Here is a 16,405-nt window from a genome sequence, read left to right on the forward strand (position 1 = left end):
CATGGAGCGATTCAAGAAGGTCCTCGTCGCCAACCGGGGCGAGATTGCCGTCCGGGTGATTCGGACCTGCAAGCGGCTGGGCTACCGCACGGTGGCGGTGTTCTCCGAGGCGGACCGCGCGGCGCCGCACGTGCTCGCGGCGGATGAAGCGGTGCCCATCGGCCCGTCGCCCGCGAAGGAGTCGTACCTCGTCATCGAGAAGCTCATCGCGGCGGCGAAGGCGTCGGGCGCGGATGCGATTCACCCGGGCTATGGCTTCCTGTCGGAGAACGCGGAGTTCGCGCGCGCGTGCCGGGACGCGGAGGTGACGTTCATCGGCCCCGGGGCCGAGGCCATCTTGCTGATGGGGAACAAGCGGCAGGCGAAGCTGCGGATGCTCGCGGCGGGCGTGCCCTGCATCCCCGGCTACGAGGCCACGGACGCGGACGACGAGGCGCTGGCGAAGGAGGGCGAGCGCATCGGCTTCCCGCTGATGGTCAAGGCAGCGGCGGGTGGCGGCGGGCGCGGCATGCGGCTCGTGCGCGAGGCGGCGCAGTTGCGTGAGGCGCTGCGCTCGGCGCGCTCGGAGGCGACGAATGCCTTCGGGAGCGGTGAGCTGATTCTGGAGAAGGCCGTCATCGGCGCGCGCCACGTGGAACTGCAGGTCTTCGCGGACGAGCACGGCAATGTGGTGCACCTGGGCGAGCGCGACTGCTCCGTGCAGCGCCGGCATCAGAAGATTGTGGAGGAGAGCCCGTCACCCGCGGTGAGCCCTGAGTTGCGCGCGCGTATGGGTGAGGTCGCCGTGGCGGCGGCGCGGGCCATCAGCTACCGGGGCGCGGGGACCATCGAGTTCCTGCTCGCTCCGAGTGGCGAGTTCTACTTCATGGAGATGAACACCCGCCTCCAGGTGGAGCACCCGGTGACGGAGGCGATCACCGGGCTGGACCTGGTGGAGTGGCAGCTGCGTGTCGCCGCGGGTGAGCGGCTGCCGCTCACGCAGGAGCAGGTGTCGTGGTCGGGGCACGCCATCGAGGTCCGCCTCTGCGCGGAGGACCCGGCCAACAACTACGCCCCGCAGACGGGGCGGCTGCTGGCGTGGCGGCTGCCGGCGCGCGAGGGCGTGCGCATCGACTACGGCGTGCGCGAGGGGCAGGACATCCCGCCCTTCTATGACTCGATGCAGGCGAAGGTGATTGCCCACGGGCCGGACCGCGAGACGGCTCGACGGCGGCTCGTGGAGGCGCTGCATGAGCTGACCGTGTTCGGCGTCACCACGAACAAGAACCTGCTGCTGTGGGTGCTCGGGCATGTGGCGTTCAGCTCGGGCGAGTACGACACGGGCTTCATCCCGAAGTATGCGGATGCCGTGACGCTGGAGGCGCTGTACCGGACGCATGCGAAGGACCTGGCCCTGGCCGGTACTGCGCTGTTCCACGCCGAGGCGCTGACCCTGGCGCGTGATTCCGGCCTGGACGCGTCGCTGGTGAACTGGAGCACGACGCGGACCTCGCATCCGGTGAGGCTGAAGCTCGCGAGTCGGGAGCGCGAGGAGCACGTCACGGTGCGTCCGGTAGCCGCGGAACGGTACGAGGTCGCGGTGGGCAGCGACACGTTCGACCTCGCGGTCCTCGGGATGGCGGAGGGAGTGCTGGACTACGCCGTTGCTGGAGCGCGGGGACGTGCACGCTACACGCGGGATGGGGACACGCTCTGGCTGGACCTGGGGCACGGTGCGCATGCCGTGTCGGACGTGACGTTCCGCCCGCCGTCGAAGTCGGAGGGCGCGGGGAGCGGCCGGCTCGTGGCGCCGATGGACGGGCGCATCCTGCGCGTGGATGCACAGCCCGGTACGGCGGTGAAGGCGGGACAGGTCCTCGCCGTGCTGGAGGCGATGAAGATGGAGTTCCAGGTCATCGCGGACGTGGCGGGCACGGTGGAGGCGGTCAACGTCACCGTGGGCAGCCAGGTCGCCGCGCGGCAGGTGCTGGTGGTGCTGACGCCGGAGGCGAAGCCGCAGCCCGGGGCGAGCTGATTCCATCTGGCCTCGCCCGGATGAGACATGTGGAAGGAGCATTCCTTCCTCCCCCCGCTGCCGCCTGGCTGAAGTGGAATGAACGTTCCTTCCGCGCCTGGCACGCTCCGGGCGAGGGGCTGAAGTGGAATGAACGTTCCTTCCGCGCCCGGCACGCTCCGGGCGAGGGGCTGAGGTGGAATGAACGTTCCTTCCGCACCCGACTCGCTCCGGACGAGGGCTGAGGTGGACTGAACGTTCCTTCCGCGCCCGGCTCGCCCCGGAGGCTGGATGAGGTGGAACGAACGTTCCTTCCGCAGTTCAGCCGTCGGACCCCGGACGCTTGGCCTGACGAGGCATTGCCCGTCCCGGGGCGCCCGGTTACTCCCGCACCCATGCGAGCCATGGTCCTTCCCCGCTTCGGCGGGCCCGAGCTGTTCGAAGTCCGCGACGTTCCGACGCCCACGCCTGGCCCCGGGCAGGTGCTCGTCCGGGTCATCGCCTCCGGCACGAACCCCGTGGACGCCAAGCTGCGCCAGGACGGGACGTGGGCGGGCCTCCAGCCTCCGGCCGTCATCGGCTACGACGCGTCGGGCGTCGTCGAGCAGGTGGGCCCCGGCGTCACCGACTTCAAGGCCGGCGACGAGGTCTTCTACACGCCGGAAATCTTCGGCAACCCGCACGGCACCTACGCGGAGTTCAACCTCGTCTCCGCCAGCATCATCGCCAAGAAGCCACCGAGCCTCTCGCACGAGGAGGCCGCCGCCGTCCCGCTGGCCGGAGGCACCGCGTGGGATGCGCTGGTGCGGCGGATGCAACTCCGCGTCGGAGAGACGGTGCTCATCCACGGTGGCGCGGGGGGCGTGGGCTCGTTCGCGGTGCAGATTGCGAAGGCGCTGGGCGCTCGCGTGCTGGCCACCTCTGGCCCGGACAACCTGGAGACGCTGCGCAAGCTCGGCGCGGACGTGGTCATCAACTACAGGAGCGAGGACCCGGCGCAGATTGCGCTGCGTGAGACGGGCGGGCAGGGCGTGGACGCGGTGTTCGACACGGCGGGCAAGAACATGATTCCCAGTCTCCCGGCGACGCGGCCGGGGGGACGGCTCGCGACCATCCTGGGCTTCAGTGGTGACGTGTCTGCCTTCTACCCGCGCAACCTGACGCTGCACGGTGTCTTCCTCACGCGCGAGCGGCGCCGGTTGGAAGAGATGACCGTCCTCCTCGAGCGCAAGCAGATGAAGCCGCTGGTGGAGCGCGTGCTGCCGCTGGAGAAGGTCGGCGACGCGCACCGCATCCTCGATTCGGGGCACGGGCGCGGGAAGCTCGTGCTGACCGTGGGGAAGAAGTAGGTCCACTTTCCCGACGGAGGCGTGCAGGCTGCTCCCAGGGAGGCAGCACCTAATGGCAACTGCGCGTCAGAAGGCGGCGCGGCGCATTCTCATCAAGGGCCCGCGAGTCGTCCTGCGGGCGCCTCACGCGGAGGACCGTGAGGCGTTCCTCGCCGCCACCCGTGCGAGCCGTGCCTTCCACCGGCCCTGGGTGGCGCCGCCCACCACGCGCGAGGCGTTCGACGCGTATCTCCAGCGCAACACGCGCGAAGACTTCGAGGCGCTGCTCGCTTGCGAGAGCGAGTCCGGGGACATCATCGGCGCCTTCAACTTGAGCCAGATATTCCGGGGTGGCTTCCAGAATGCGTACCTGGGCTACTGGGCTGTGTATGGCTTCCAGGGACGCGGGCTCATGTCCGAGGCGTTGCAGCGGGTCCTCGCGTACACCTTCCGCACTCTGAAGCTCCATCGCATCGAAGCCAACATCCAGCCAGAGAATGTCGCGTCGAAGGCACTGGCCGAGCGCGCCGGGTTCCGGCTGGAGGGATTCTCACCTCGCTATCTCAAGGTCGCCGGCCGCTGGAGGGACCACGAGCGCTGGGCCATCTGCCGTGAGGACTGGCGGCCCACCACCCGGTGAGGAGGGCCTCACGCGTTCGCAATCGCGAAGCCCACGCGGTCGAGGCGCTCCTCCCGCAGGTCGTCCTGGTGGATGAGCAGGTAGACCCAGTTCGTCCCCCACGCGAAGCCGGCTGCGTTGTCGAAGGTGAGTCGGAGCAGCTGCTCGTATGCCCCCACATCGGTGGGACCACCGGGTGGCGGCGTGAAGCGGGAGACGGCATCCAGGTCCAGCGAGCGATGGCCGCCGAGGCGGTGACATGAGTCCCGCTCGTCCAGGAAGAAGCCTTCCGGCTCCCACGCGTTCCATGAATCCAGCAGCTCAGGGTTGGAGCCCTGCAACAGCGCAGTCCATTCCTCTCCGCGCGGGAGTGAGTCCCCACGGCGGAACTGGAGCGCTGCTTCATACTGCCCGACGGCCCGCACGTCCTCGGGCGTCACGGCTGCTGCCTCCGAGGGCCGCGGGTACCAGCGCGAGTGAAAGGAGAAGCTCCCCTCCGGACCGAGGTCGATGGCGAGCAGTCCCTGCCGGGGAAGCTCGGGAATGCACTGCGGCAGCTCCGCCAGGTGGAGCTGACCGAGGAAGCGCTGTCCGCGTCGCGGTGCCAGGTCCGCTGTCGCATAGGACATCCCGCCCAGCTTGCTGCTCAGCAGGGGCAGGCGTGGAGCCGCCACGCGCAAGCTCAGCATCCGGGCGAGGGGTCCTCGATGGAGCGGCGCCTGGCTGACCCGTTTCGACTTCACCCAGAGGCAGGGGCGCAGGCTCGCGTGCAGCGACTGCTCCACCCGCGCCACGGCCTCCGGGCCCTGACGTGCCAGCAACGCGCGCAACTTCGGGGGAAGCGGAGGGGACATGCGATTCACGCGCTCAGCTCCGCGCAGTGTCCGGTGACGGGCGCGACGAGCGCAGCCACAGCGTCAGCAGCGCGATGGCACACAGCGCGGCGCCCGCGGCGCACACGCCCGTCCAGCCAAGGTGTGTCCACGCGGTGGTGCCCAGCCACGAGCCGCCCGCGCCGCCCGCGAAGTACGTCACCATGTAGACGGTGTTGAGCCGGCTGCGCGCCTCGGGCTTCAGTGAGTACACGCGCGTCTGGTTGGAAATCTGGTTCGCCTGCGTGCCCAGGTCCAGCAGCACCACGCCCAGCGCCATCCCCCACAACCACCGCCCCAGCGGCCACATCACCACGAAGGACAGGAGCAGCACCGCGATGCCCAGCGCGTTGATGCGCCGGTCCCCTCGCTGGTCCGCGTAGCGCCCCACCAGCGGCGCAACCAGCGCACCCGCCACGCCGACCGCACCGAAGAGGCCCGCCACCTGCGGCCCGTGGTGCTCCGGCAGGCTCTGGAGATAGAGCGCGAGCGTGGACCAGAAGACGCTGAACGCGCCGAAGGTGAGCGCGCCCAGCAGCGAGTGGAGCCGCAGCACGGGCTCGGTGCGCGTCAGGTGTCCCAGCGAGCGCAGCAGTGCGAGGTACGGCATCTCCGCCATGGCCGGCTGCGACGGCAGGACGAAGCGCATCACCCCGCCCAGCGCGAGCATCAGCCCCGCCGCAATCCAGAACATGGCCCGCCACCCCAGGTGCGTGCCCACGAAGCCCGCCGCCGTGCGCGACAGGAGGATGCCGATGAGCAGCCCGCTCATCACCGTGCCCACCACGCGCCCTCGCTGTGCCGCCGGAGCCAGGTGCGCGGCGAAGGGGACCAGCAGCTGCGGAATCACGGTGGTGGCCCCCACCGCGAAGCTCGCGAACACCAGCAGGGGCAGGGTGGGCGCCAGCGCCGCGCCCACCAGCGCGAGCGTCACCAGCGCGGACATGGTGACGATGACCCGCCGCCGCTCCAGGCTGTCGCCGAGCGGCACGATGAACAGCATCCCCGCCGCGTAGCCCACCTGCGTCATCGTGGGCACCAGCCCGAGCGCACTGCCCGAGGCGCCCAATTCGCGGCCGATGTCTCCGAGCAGCGGTTGGTTGTAATAGAGGTTCGCGGCGGTGGCGCCCGAGGCGGCGGCCATGAACCACACCATCCCGGGACTGAGGGCGGCGTGCGAAGCATCCGAAGGTGATGGAGTCTGCATGGAAGGCGCGGCGCACTCTGGCGCCGGCCTCCCTCGGGGTCCAGGCCCGTGTAGGCTCGCGGCATGGTTGGAACCGAGCCCGCACCCGGCGGCCTGCCCGTCATCGACATGGCGTCTCTCTTCGACTCCACCCGCACCGCCGAGCGAGCAGGCGTGGCGCGCGCAATCGAGCTGGCCTGTCGCGACAGCGGCTTCTTCTACGTCACCGGCCACGGCGTCTCCGCTGACGTCCTCACGCGGCTGGAGCGCGAGAGCCATCGCTTCTTCGCCCTTCCGGAAGCCGCGAAGCAGGCCCTCTCCATGGAGCGTGGTGGGGCCGCGTGGCGGGGCTGGTTCCCGCTCGGCGGAGAGCTGACCTCCGGACGCCCGGACCGGAAGGAGGGCCTCTACCTGGGCACGGAGCTGGGTCGCGAGCACCCGCGAGTGAAGGCCGGCTGGCCGCTGCACGGCGCCAACCTGTGGCCCGCCGAGGTGCCGGAGCTGCGCGAGGCCGCGCTCGACTACATGGACGGCGTCACCCGCGCGGCGCATGCGCTGGTGGAGGGCATCGCGCTCAGCCTGGGCCTGGAGGCGGACTACTTCCGGCGCCACTACACCGCCGAGCCCACCGTGCTCTTCCGCATCTTCCACTACCCCGCGGAGCCCGAGCCCGCCGACGGCGAGGAGCGCTGGGGCGTGGGCGAGCACACCGACTACGGCCTGCTCACGCTGCTCGCGCAGGACGTCCACGGCGGCTTGCAGGTGAAGACGCCGCGCGGCTGGATTTCGGCGCCGCCGCTGCCCGGGACGCTGGTGTGCAACATCGGCGACATGCTCGACCGGATGACGGGCGGGTGGTACCGCTCCACGCCCCACCGCGTGAAGAACGTCAGCGGCAGGGACCGCCTGTCCTTCCCGCTGTTCTTCGACCCGGACTTCGCCGCCGAGGTGAAGCCGCTCCCTCGCGCCGCCAGCGCCGACGTGGACGAGGACCGCGCGCGGCGCTGGGACGGCGCCAGTGTCCACGCCTTCCAGGGCACCTACGGCGACTACCTGCTCGGCAAGGTGTCCAAGGTGTTTCCGCAGCTCGTGCGGCGCGTGCTGTAGGCCGCTGGAAACACGAGTGGGGCGACGCGGTCCAAGGACCGTGCCGCCCCACTCAGTGCGACTGAAGCTCTTCGACATGGACCCGTGTGAAGCGGCGCGGTTCAGCACCACGCCGCCCCGCTCAGGGCTTCTGAAGCTCCTCGGGGTGGAACACGCGTGAGGCCACGCGGTCCAGCACCTCGTCGCCCCACTTGAGGCTGGTCTTCATCAGCCGGCGCATGTCCTTCGCGAACGCGCGCTCGGTGGGCATCAGCTTGTACGTGCGGCTGAGGAACAGGCCCCGGTTCTCCGGCTCGTAGTCCACCGTGCCGCCACCGGCGTCGGTGCCCTCGCGCTCCTCCGCGTGGAAGCCGTCGATGACGCCCTGCTTCGGAGGCTCGCGGAAGCGGTACACCAGCGCGCTGCACTCCAGCGACTGGGACTCCTCGTGCCACTCGAAGTAGACGCTCGCGCCGCCAGCGGAGAGGCCGCCGAAGCCCTTCTCGTTGATGCCGGCGCTCGGCGGAGTGCCTTCCTCGCCGAGGAAGCCCTGCACCAGCCGACGCGCGGACTCGCGCGTCAGCGGGGTGTTCTCCGGTGCGGCCGGGGCCAGGACGGAGACCCAGGACCGCAACAGGCCAGCGAGGCCACTGCCCAGTGCGGTCGCCATGGCCTAGTTTCCGAAGTTGCCCTCACGCGCCTGGTCGAACGGCACGCGGTGCTGGAGGTACACGGACTCGAAGCCGTGCGCGGCGATGGGGTTGAGGTGCGGCTCGGTGAAGTGGTGCACCTTCGAGCCCTTGCCGCCGTCCACCGCGGGGTTCCACTTGTCCGCCACCGGCCCGAGGCCGAACAGGCTGGGCACCGGGTCCGCGCGGTTCACGTAGTGCACGTACTTGGGGCCGTCCGGGTAGTGCATGGCCGCCGCGCCGAACGTCTCCACGCTGATCTTGCCCATCATCTTCTGGGCGTCGCCCTGGCTCATCCCATCTTCAATGCGCAGCCGCTTGTAGACGTCACCCAGCGCGCGGCTGGAGATGAGGCCTCCCTGGCTGTGCGCCATGAGATGCACGTCCCGGCCCGACTTGATCTCGTTGTAGAGCGTGTCCGCCAGCGTATCCACGGCGGGGTTGTGGCCCTTGTCCAGCTTGTCCTTCACGCACTGGGCCAGGTCCGCGGCCATGCCCTCGGTGGCGTTGTGGATGCCGATGACGCGCGCGCCGCTGGTGTCCGCGATGGACTGCAGGCTGCTGGCCTGAGCGTCCTTCGACGTGTTGATGCCGTTCACGTAGAGGATGGTCTGGGACGGGTTGGGGTTGTTGCGCGGCGTGACGGCCGGAATCTGGCTCAGCGGCGTGTCAGGCGAGAAGGTCTGCCCGCCCGCGCCCACGAACTTGCCGTCGTGCACGCGGTCCGGCTGGTTGCCGAAGCCGAACACCCCGCCCACCGCCTGCGCGCCCTTCGCCGCGGTTTTCTCGAAGCCGTCCACCGCGTTGCCAACAGCACGCCCACCCGCGACGACCGTGTTCTTCACCGCACCGGCGGCGTCACCGACGACGTCCTGGGCCTTGTTGAGGACCTTCCCAGTGCCGCTGGCGACATTGGAGATGAGTTGACGGCCGCGCTGGATGGGATTCATGGGGGCTCCGGGGGAGGAGAGATTTGGGGGTAGTGTAACCCGTGTAGGTGATTGTCCTGGGATCGCACGGAGAGTTGCGTCATCCCTGTGCGATTCCCGTAGACACGTTCCCTACATGCCTGAAATCAGCCGGTTACACGCTCGGGCGTCGACGCAGCGCGTGGAAGCAGCCGGCCGCCGAGCATCGTGATCCGCTTCGCCGCGAGCCGCTCACGCGCCTCGGGCTGGATGTCCGCGGGCGTCCACTGGAGCTCCTTGTCGAACTCCACGTGGACGGATGCGACGCCCTCCTGGCCGGTGAGGCGCTGCTCGATTTCGCGCATGAAGTACGCGGCCATCATGCACATGGGCGAGGTGATGTGGAGGCGCACCGTCACCTTCCCCTCCGTGCACGCCACGGACTGAATCAGCCCCATCTCACCGATGCCCAGCGGCACGCCGGTGGCGAGGCTGCACGGGTCCGGGATGTCCTGGATGCGCGCGCGCAGCTCGTGCTCAGTCATGGAGGCCCGCCTGGTAGCTGTAGGGCGCGACGTCGCCCTTCGCGCGCGCCTTGGAGAACTTGTCATTGGCGATGCGCGCCTTGACTGCCTCCACGTCCACTCCCGCGTAGCGGGCGTAGTTGTCGCAGAGAATCATGCGCTTCACCTCGGGCGTCACCTGCATGCCCGCCACGCTCACCAGGTCGTCCGGCAGCTGGAAGTCGTGCCAGAACTTCTGGAGCGCCGGCTGCGGGTGGCAGAACACCGTCCCGGAGCCCCACATGATTTTCGCCGGGCCCGCCCACTTCAGCAGCGCGGCGAGGGACTCGGCGAACCAGCGCTCGCGCTTCACGATGAGCGCGCCCGTCACCTCCAGATTCACATACACGTTGGGGAACAGCGACAGCTGCATCCCCGTCTCGTCCAGGAAGGCCATGCCGCCGTGGACGATTTCGAAGTTCAGGTCCGGGAAGGCATCCGCCGCGCCGCCAATGTCATCCACCTTGTAGGGCTCGAGCGGGACGGCGCCCATCGGCAGGCCCTTGTGCACGGCGATGTTCTTGATGCCCAGCTTGCGCGCGCGCTCGAAGAGGGGGAACGCGATGCTCGGGTCGTCCATGCGCCAGCCGGTGTGGCGGAACGAATCGCCCAGCCACGCGGCGGGGTAGAGCTTGAGGCCGCTGGGCTTCAGCTCCTCGGCCTGCTTCTCCAAATCCTCCAGCGCCGCGGTGCCGCGCAGCGGGTCCACGCCCGCGTAGAGGAGGAAGCGGTCCGGGTAGCGTTTCTTGATTTCGAGCGTCTTCTCGTACGAGCACAGCCCGTCGCTGTAGAGCGTCTGCAGCGGCAGCACGTGGTGCACGGCGAGGTCGACGCCGCTCTCCACGAAGAGGATGTGGGCCAGCTCCTGGACGGACCAGTTCTTGAGGAAGCGCTTCTCCTCGGGCACGCGGTGGGTGTCACCGGACAGGCCACTGTGCAGGCCCCAGATGAGCTGCGCGAGCGACGCGGCATACTTGCCGGCTCGGTAGTTGGATGGGTCGAGGTTGTACGCGTGCGTTACCGCATCGATGACGAAGCCGCCGCCAATCACCAGGAATCTCCTTTCAAGGTCAGACCACCTCGGGGACTACCGCTCCCCGAGCACTTCACCCAGGAACTGATGAATCAAGCCCACGTCGAAGGGCTTCTCGATTTGCCGGTTGGGCACCCGCTCGAGGAACTGACGGGCACGGGCGGTGTACGAACCGCCGGTGATGAAGATGAAGCGCCGGGACAGCTCCGGTGACGCCTCGCGCACCCGCTCATAGACGTCCATGCCGGAGATGCCGGGCATCATCAAGTCGCAGAAGACGGCGTCGAAGGGCGTGCCGGAGTTGAGCGCCGCGAGGGCCTCCTCGCCGCTGCCCACCACGGTGACCTTGTGCGCGACGCCGAGGATGCGCGCGAGCGAGCGTCCCACGGGGGGCTCGTCGTCAATCACCAGCACCTGTCCCCGGCGCTCGGTGGAGGACGCGGGCTCCGACACCGGCTTCGACACCGGCTTCGCGGCGGGGCGGGGGCTCTCGGGCGCGGTGGGCAGGAGGACGGTGAAGGTCGTCCCCTTCCCCAGCTCGCTCTGGACGGTGATGTCGCCGCCGAGGTTGCGGATGAGGCTGTGGCAGATGGACAGCCCCAGCCCCGTGCCCTGGCCCACGGGCTTGGTGGTGAAGAACGGGTCGAAGATGCGCGGGAGCACGTCGGGAGGAATGCCGCTGCCCGAGTCGCTCACGTCCACGGCCACCATCCCGGCGGGCCCGGGGCGGACCCAGACGGTGATGTGGTGCTCCTCGGCGCTGCCGTCGGGGATGGCCTGCGCGGCGTTGACGAGCAGGTTGAGGAAGACCTGCCCCAGGCGGGACGCGTCGGCGTACACGGTGGGCACGGGCTCGTACTTCTTGATGAGCCGGGCGCGGTGGCGCAGCGCGCTGGACGCCATGTTGAGGGAGAAGTCGAGCGGCTCGCGCACGTCCACGGACTCGCGTTTCTCCGCGTCCTGGCGGGAGATGAACTTGAGGTCCCGGACGATGTTGCGCACGCGGGTGGCGCCTTCCTGGGCCTCCTTGAGCAGCGCCTCCGTCTCGCGCAGCGTCGTGCTCCACGCCACGGTGCCGGGGCCGTCGGGGACGGCCTGCGTCAGCTCTCCGCCGAGCCGGGCCATGGCCTCCATGGCCGAGTCCAGGTTGGCCATGACGTAGGTGAGCGGGTTGTTGATTTCGTGGCCCACACCGGCGGCGAGCGTGCCCGCCAGCACCATGCGGTCGTTCTGGAGGAGCTGTGTCTGGGCGCGCTTGCGCTCGGTGACGTCGCGGGACATCACCACCACGGCCTTGTCGCCGTCGAACTCGACGGGGATGCCCACGCTCTCCGCGTCGTACCAGGTGCCGTCCTTGCGCAGGTAGCGAATCTCCCGCAGCGGGGCCAGCTCGCCGCCGACGGCGGTGCGCACGCGCTGGCGCACCAGCTCCAGGTCATCCGGGTGGACGATGCTCCAGATGGGCTGGCCGATGAGCTCGTCCGCATTCGCATAGCCGAGCGCTTGGAGCAGGGTGGGGTTGGCGTAGATGAAGCGGCTGTCGCGGTGGACGAAGATGCCCTCGGGCGCGGTGTCGATGAGCCTGCGGAAGTTCTGCTCCGAGCGATGGAGCGCCTCCTCCACCGAGGGCGGCGCGCTCAGCGGCCGGACGACGCAGTAGACCTCGTCGCCTCCCGCGCTGGCGGCCATGCTCCATGACAATGATTTCCAGGTGCCGTCCTGGCAGCGCCAACGACAGGCGAGGTCGGCATGGCCTCCGGCGGCGGTGAGCGCCTTCAGGCGGGAGTCCACGGCTTCGACGTCGTCGGGGTGGAGGAAGCCGCGGGTGGGCTGGTGGGTCAGGGCTTCGAGGGACCAGCCCACGAGGCGGCGCCAGGCGGCGTTGGCCTCGAGCAGCTGCCCGTGGGAGGCGAGCACCACGAGGGGCTCGGGGGAGAGCTCGAAGAAGCGATGAGCTCGGTGCGCTATCGACATGCGTCCCTTGGGGGGAGGTGCAGCAGAGCCGGCGGGGGGAACTCCGGCTCATGGCTAACGAGGTGTAGTGGGATTGCAACGGGTCTGATCGGGACATAGACACTATTTCTGGAAAATTTGCATGTCCGGAATTCACTGACCCCTTGCGTGGCGTTGGCCTGTGCGCCGGGAGGCGTCCGTGCACCACATGGCGCGGGGAGGCACTGGGGTTCGCATGACTGCGAATGAGAATGCGGGAAACCCTGACGTCTGGGCTTGCGGGTGGGCGAGGGCCGCGAGCGCTCAGGTGGCGCGGTTGCGCAGCAGGTAGAACACGTAGCCGTAGCTGTCGCCGTGGGGGCGGAAGAGGGCGATTTCCTCCTCTGTGGCGGTGAAGACCTCACGCAGGGCGGGGTCCGCCGTGGGGTGCAGGCGCTCCATGCGCTGGAGCAGCGGCGTGTAGTAGTCCCACCATGCGGAGTGGGGAAGCGTGAAGGTGTCGAGCACCTCGTAGCCCTCGGCCTCGGCGGTGGCGCGGTTCCGCGGCGTGGTGCCCATGGTGGGGTAGCCCTCGGTCCAGAAGCGGGCGGCCTCGGCGGGGCGCGGGTCCACCGCGAGGATGCGGGTGAGCAGCGCTTCGGCGAGCACGAGCGTCTGTCTTCCGGAGCCGCAGCCCACGTCCACCACTCGGGGGGCGGGAGGCAGGGTGGGGAGCCGCTTCAGCGCTTCGAGGGTGCACGCGACACTGCCGGGCCCGAATTGGGGCAGGTCGTTGTAGAGGGTGAAGAAGGCCTCGAGGTTCATGCCAGGGTTTCGATGAGAGGAATTCGCGGGTGGATCAGCTCTAACGTGGGGGCTCCCGATTCGCGTCTCGCTGCGTTGACGGGCCGCTGGCACCCCGAGAAAGCCGTGATCTGCGGTCCCGCAGACACTCCAGGTGTAAAGTTCCCGCAATTTGGAACCAAACTGTTCGTTTGTATGCCTGAGGGGGGAGGGTGCTTGACGCTCGCTCGAAGGGCCTTCAGAGTGCCTCACACGTTTCATCTTCGGATTGAGACGCGGCGGCGGTGAATGCCTCCCCCAAAAGCAGCACCGCCGTGGAAGTCCCAGTTGAGCCCCGCGCGCCGCGTTCCCCCTCTCGGCGCGCGGTGGCCCCTGGGATTCCCCTCCTCCTCGCACCCAAGCTTCCCGGCCAGCCGTCATTTGCGCACACCGTGCGCGAAGGCCATCTCGCTTGCGAGCACCCGGTGACTTGCGGAGAGTGGGCACCTCCTTGGAGGTCCCCTTGCCCGTCGCTTCCTTCGTCCTGCCTGCCTCCCTCGCGCTCCAGCTCCTCTCGGGCGCGGCGCCGGCCGTTGCCGCGAAGCCCACCCTCCCGCCTCCCACCCGGCCCCCGGCTGCCTTCATCAAGCCCGCCGCGCCCGCGTCCGCGTACGCACAGGCCACCGCTGACCAGCTCATCGGCCCCGCGCTCACGGAAGGCCATGCCTACGCGCGCCTCGCCGAGCTCACCGACGGCATCGGCCCGCGCCTGTCCGGCACCGAGGCCGCCGAGGCCGCCGTGCAGTGGGCCGTGCGCAGCTTCAAGGCCGACGGCGTCAAGGTGTGGACCGAGCCCGTCAAGGTGCCGCGCTGGGTCCGCGGCGAGGAGCGCGGCGAGGTGCTCGCCTCGGAGCGCACGCGCGGACACCCGCTCACGCTGCTCGCCCTGGGCGGCAGCCCGCCCACCGCTCCCGAGGGCCTCACCGCCGAGGTGGTGGAGGTGACGTCACTCGAGGAGCTGACCGCGCTCGGTGGCGCGGTGAAGGGGAAGATTGTCTTCTTCAACCACTCCATGACCGTGGCCGCCGACTACGGCCGCTTCGCCGGGCTACGAGGCCGTGGGCCCTCCGCCGCCGCGAAGGCCGGAGCCGTGGGCGCGCTGGTGCGCTCGCTGGCCACCGCGTCGCTGCGCACGCCGCACACCGGCTCCACGCGCTTCGAGGACGGCGAGGCGCGCATCCCCGCCGCCTCCATCACCACAGAGGAAGCGGACCAGCTCCACCGCATGCTCGCGGGCGGCTCCGTGCGCGTGAAGCTGGTGCTCGGCTGCTCCGAGTTGCCCGACGCGGACTCGTCCAACGTCATCGCGGAGATTCGCGGCCGCGAGAAGCCGCAGGAAATCGTGCTCATCGGCGCGCACCTGGACTCGTGGGACGTGGGCACCGGCGCGCATGACGACGGCGCCGGCGTGGTCATGGTGATGGAGGCCGCGCGCCTCATCGCGAAGCTGCCCAAGGCGCCGAGCCGCACCGTGCGCGTGGTGCTCTTCATGAACGAGGAGAACGGCCTGCGCGGCGGGCGCGCGTACGCGGAGGCCCACGCCGCGGAGTTGCCCAAGCACGTGGGCGCCATGGAGATGGACTCCGGCGGCGGCCGGCCCCTGGGCATCAGCCTGCGCGCGGGCGCGGGCGGCCAGGACCTGGTGCGCCCGTGGCTGAAGCCGCTGGTGGCGCTGGGGGCGTCCAACTTCTCCGCGCGTGAGGCCGGCGGCGCGGACATCAGCCCCATGGTGCCCGCGCGCGTGCCCTTCTTCGGCGTGGAGGTGGACAGCAGCCGCTACTTCGACGTGCACCACACCATGGCGGACACGCTGGACAAGGTGGACCCGCAGGACCTGGCGCGCAGCACCGCCGCGACGGCGTGGCTGACGTATGCGCTCGCCGAGATGCCGGGCACGCTCCTGCGTCCGGAGCCGCCCGTGCCGCCTTCCGGTGCGCCCGCGGCCATGCCGCCGAAGGCCTCGGCGCACTGAAGTCCCCGCCCTCCCGGCATTCCGGGAGGCCCCTGTCTGCCTGGCTCCTCCGAGCCGGCCCGCATGCCTCGCGCACGGGTCGGTTCGGTGGAACAATGAGGCGGTTCTGGCGGCCGCTCCCCGTCGGGCAGGGGCCACCGTGACAGCGAACACCGGAGACTCGCGGATGATGCGCGGACAGCAGGCCCCAACGGGCCCGGATGTCGCGGGATGGCTCGTGTCGGAAGCGCGGAGCGTGGAGAACCCCGCCGTGCTGCTCGAGGGCCTCTGCCAGCGCCTGCTCGCGCAGGGAGTCCCGCTGGCCCGCGCCTCCATCTCCCTCTTCACCCTGCACCCGCTGCTGCACGCCCGCAGCCACCGCTGGCGCCCCGGACAGCGGGCCTCCACCGAGGTCCACCCGCACGGCCTCCAGCACCTGCCCGGCTTCGCGCTCAGCCCCTTCAAGTCGCTGCTCGACGGCTCGCCCGGCATCCACCGCCGCCTGGAGGAGCCGCCCGCGCCGGACGACTTCCCGATGTTCGCCGAGCTGCGCGCGGACGGCCTCACCGACTACCTCGCGCTGCCGGTGTGCTTCAGCGACGGCGCGCGCCACGCCGTCTCCTGGGCCACCTCCGCGCCCGGCGGCTTCACGGACGCGCACCTCACGCTGCTCCACGGACTGCACCCGCTGCTGGCGCTCGTGCTGGAGGTCATGGCGCGCAAGGACATGACGGGCGTGCTGCTGGACACGTACCTGGGCCGCGACACGGGCCGGCGCATCCTCCAGGGGCAGATCCGCCGGGGCGACGGCGAGACGACCTCCGCCGTCATCTGCCTGAGTGATTTGCGCAGCTTCACCGCGCTGTCGGACGCGCTCCCTCGCGACATGGTGCTGGAGCTGCTCAACGCGTACTTCGAGACCATGGTGGGCGCCTTCCACGCGCACGGCGCGGAGGTGCTCAAGTTCATGGGCGACGCGGTGCTCGCCATCTTCCGCATCGACGCGGACTCGCCGGTGGCGGAGCGCTGCGAAGCCGCCGCGCGCACCATCCGCGAGGCCGTGGCCGCCAGCACCCGCGACAACGCCGAGCGCCGCCGCAAGGGCCTGCCCGCCTACGAGTTCGGCGCCGCGCTCCACGTGGGCGACGTCATGTACGGCAACATCGGGGCGACAGACCGGCTGGACTTCACCGTCATCGGCCCGGCGGTGAATCTCGCCAGCCGCATCGGCGGACTGTGCGCCTCACTCAACGAGCCCGTGCTCCTGTCCGAGGCGTTCGTCTCGAACTTCCGGGGTGGCACGAGGGATTTGGGCCAGCATGCGCTCAAGGGCGTGGGGATGCCCGTGCGCATCTACTCGCTCGCACCCACCGCTGACTCCCAGGCGCTCACCGCCGCCTGA

At 70.0% G+C, this 16,405-nt stretch carries 14 protein-coding genes; 6 read left to right on the forward strand and 8 right to left on the reverse strand.

What is annotated here, in order from left to right:
* Position 1 precedes the first annotated feature (1 nt).
* From G4D86_RS13720 to G4D86_RS13730, 3 genes are all read left to right on the forward strand, one after another.
* Positions 2 to 2,014, forward strand: a complete 2,013-nt coding sequence (locus G4D86_RS13720) for an acetyl/propionyl/methylcrotonyl-CoA carboxylase subunit alpha (protein WP_163993572.1) — start codon at positions 2 to 4, stop codon at positions 2,012 to 2,014.
* Positions 2,015 to 2,388: 374 nt separating this feature from the next.
* On the forward strand, positions 2,389 to 3,342 hold the full coding sequence (locus G4D86_RS13725; protein WP_163993574.1) for a zinc-dependent alcohol dehydrogenase family protein: 954 nt from the start codon (positions 2,389 to 2,391) through the stop codon (positions 3,340 to 3,342).
* A 52-nt stretch (positions 3,343 to 3,394) separates the two neighbouring features.
* Complete coding sequence (locus tag G4D86_RS13730) at positions 3,395 to 3,961, forward strand: GNAT family N-acetyltransferase (protein ID WP_163993576.1); 567 nt, start codon at positions 3,395 to 3,397, stop codon at positions 3,959 to 3,961.
* An 8-nt stretch (positions 3,962 to 3,969) separates the two neighbouring features.
* Here the strand turns inward: G4D86_RS13730 and G4D86_RS13735 are convergent, their stop codons facing one another.
* Positions 3,970 to 4,794: a DUF1963 domain-containing protein gene (locus tag G4D86_RS13735; RefSeq protein ID WP_240360261.1), complete on the reverse strand. Its 825-nt coding sequence runs from the start codon at positions 4,792 to 4,794 to the stop codon at positions 3,970 to 3,972.
* Positions 4,795 to 4,807: 13 nt separating this feature from the next.
* A complete protein-coding gene (locus tag G4D86_RS13740; RefSeq protein ID WP_163993579.1) occupies positions 4,808 to 6,019 on the reverse strand; it encodes an MFS transporter in 1,212 nt (403 codons plus the stop codon).
* Between the two features lie 63 nt (positions 6,020 to 6,082).
* On the opposite strand from G4D86_RS13740, the gene G4D86_RS13745 reads away from it, so the two are divergent.
* Complete coding sequence (locus G4D86_RS13745; RefSeq protein WP_163993581.1) at positions 6,083 to 7,105, forward strand: isopenicillin N synthase family dioxygenase; 1,023 nt, start codon at positions 6,083 to 6,085, stop codon at positions 7,103 to 7,105.
* A 121-nt stretch (positions 7,106 to 7,226) separates the two neighbouring features.
* On the opposite strand, the gene G4D86_RS13750 is transcribed toward G4D86_RS13745, so the two are convergent.
* The 6 genes from G4D86_RS13750 to G4D86_RS13775 all read right to left on the reverse strand — a co-directional run bounded on the left by G4D86_RS13750 (position 7,227) and on the right by G4D86_RS13775 (position 13,034).
* Complete coding sequence (locus G4D86_RS13750; protein WP_163993582.1) at positions 7,227 to 7,754, reverse strand: hypothetical protein; 528 nt, start codon at positions 7,752 to 7,754, stop codon at positions 7,227 to 7,229.
* A gap of 3 nt (positions 7,755 to 7,757) precedes the next feature.
* On the reverse strand, positions 7,758 to 8,723 hold the full coding sequence (locus G4D86_RS13755) for an alpha/beta hydrolase family protein (protein WP_163993584.1): 966 nt from the start codon (positions 8,721 to 8,723) through the stop codon (positions 7,758 to 7,760).
* Between the two features lie 125 nt (positions 8,724 to 8,848).
* Complete coding sequence (locus tag G4D86_RS13760; RefSeq protein ID WP_163993586.1) at positions 8,849 to 9,226, reverse strand: metal-sulfur cluster assembly factor; 378 nt, start codon at positions 9,224 to 9,226, stop codon at positions 8,849 to 8,851.
* Positions 9,219 to 10,295: an amidohydrolase family protein gene (locus G4D86_RS13765; RefSeq protein WP_163993588.1), complete on the reverse strand. Its 1,077-nt coding sequence runs from the start codon at positions 10,293 to 10,295 to the stop codon at positions 9,219 to 9,221. The genes G4D86_RS13760 and G4D86_RS13765 overlap by 8 nt, the downstream gene beginning before the upstream one ends.
* 36 nt (positions 10,296 to 10,331) lie before the next feature.
* Complete coding sequence (locus tag G4D86_RS13770; protein WP_163993589.1) at positions 10,332 to 12,251, reverse strand: PAS domain S-box protein; 1,920 nt, start codon at positions 12,249 to 12,251, stop codon at positions 10,332 to 10,334.
* 282 nt (positions 12,252 to 12,533) lie between these two features.
* Positions 12,534 to 13,034: a class I SAM-dependent methyltransferase gene (locus G4D86_RS13775; RefSeq protein WP_163993590.1), complete on the reverse strand. Its 501-nt coding sequence runs from the start codon at positions 13,032 to 13,034 to the stop codon at positions 12,534 to 12,536.
* Positions 13,035 to 13,515: 481 nt separating this feature from the next.
* On the opposite strand from G4D86_RS13775, the gene G4D86_RS13780 reads away from it, so the two are divergent.
* Both G4D86_RS13780 and G4D86_RS13785 read left to right on the forward strand, forming a co-directional pair.
* A complete protein-coding gene (locus G4D86_RS13780) occupies positions 13,516 to 15,024 on the forward strand; it encodes a M20/M25/M40 family metallo-hydrolase (protein ID WP_163993591.1) in 1,509 nt (502 codons plus the stop codon).
* Between the two features lie 139 nt (positions 15,025 to 15,163).
* Positions 15,164 to 16,405 carry an adenylate/guanylate cyclase domain-containing protein gene (locus G4D86_RS13785; RefSeq protein ID WP_163993592.1) on the forward strand — a complete coding sequence of 414 codons (1,242 nt, stop codon included), beginning with the start codon at positions 15,164 to 15,166 and terminating at the stop codon, positions 16,403 to 16,405.

This window comes from Pyxidicoccus caerfyrddinensis, from assembly GCF_010894405.1.
GTDB lineage: Bacteria > Myxococcota > Myxococcia > Myxococcales > Myxococcaceae > Myxococcus > Myxococcus caerfyrddinensis.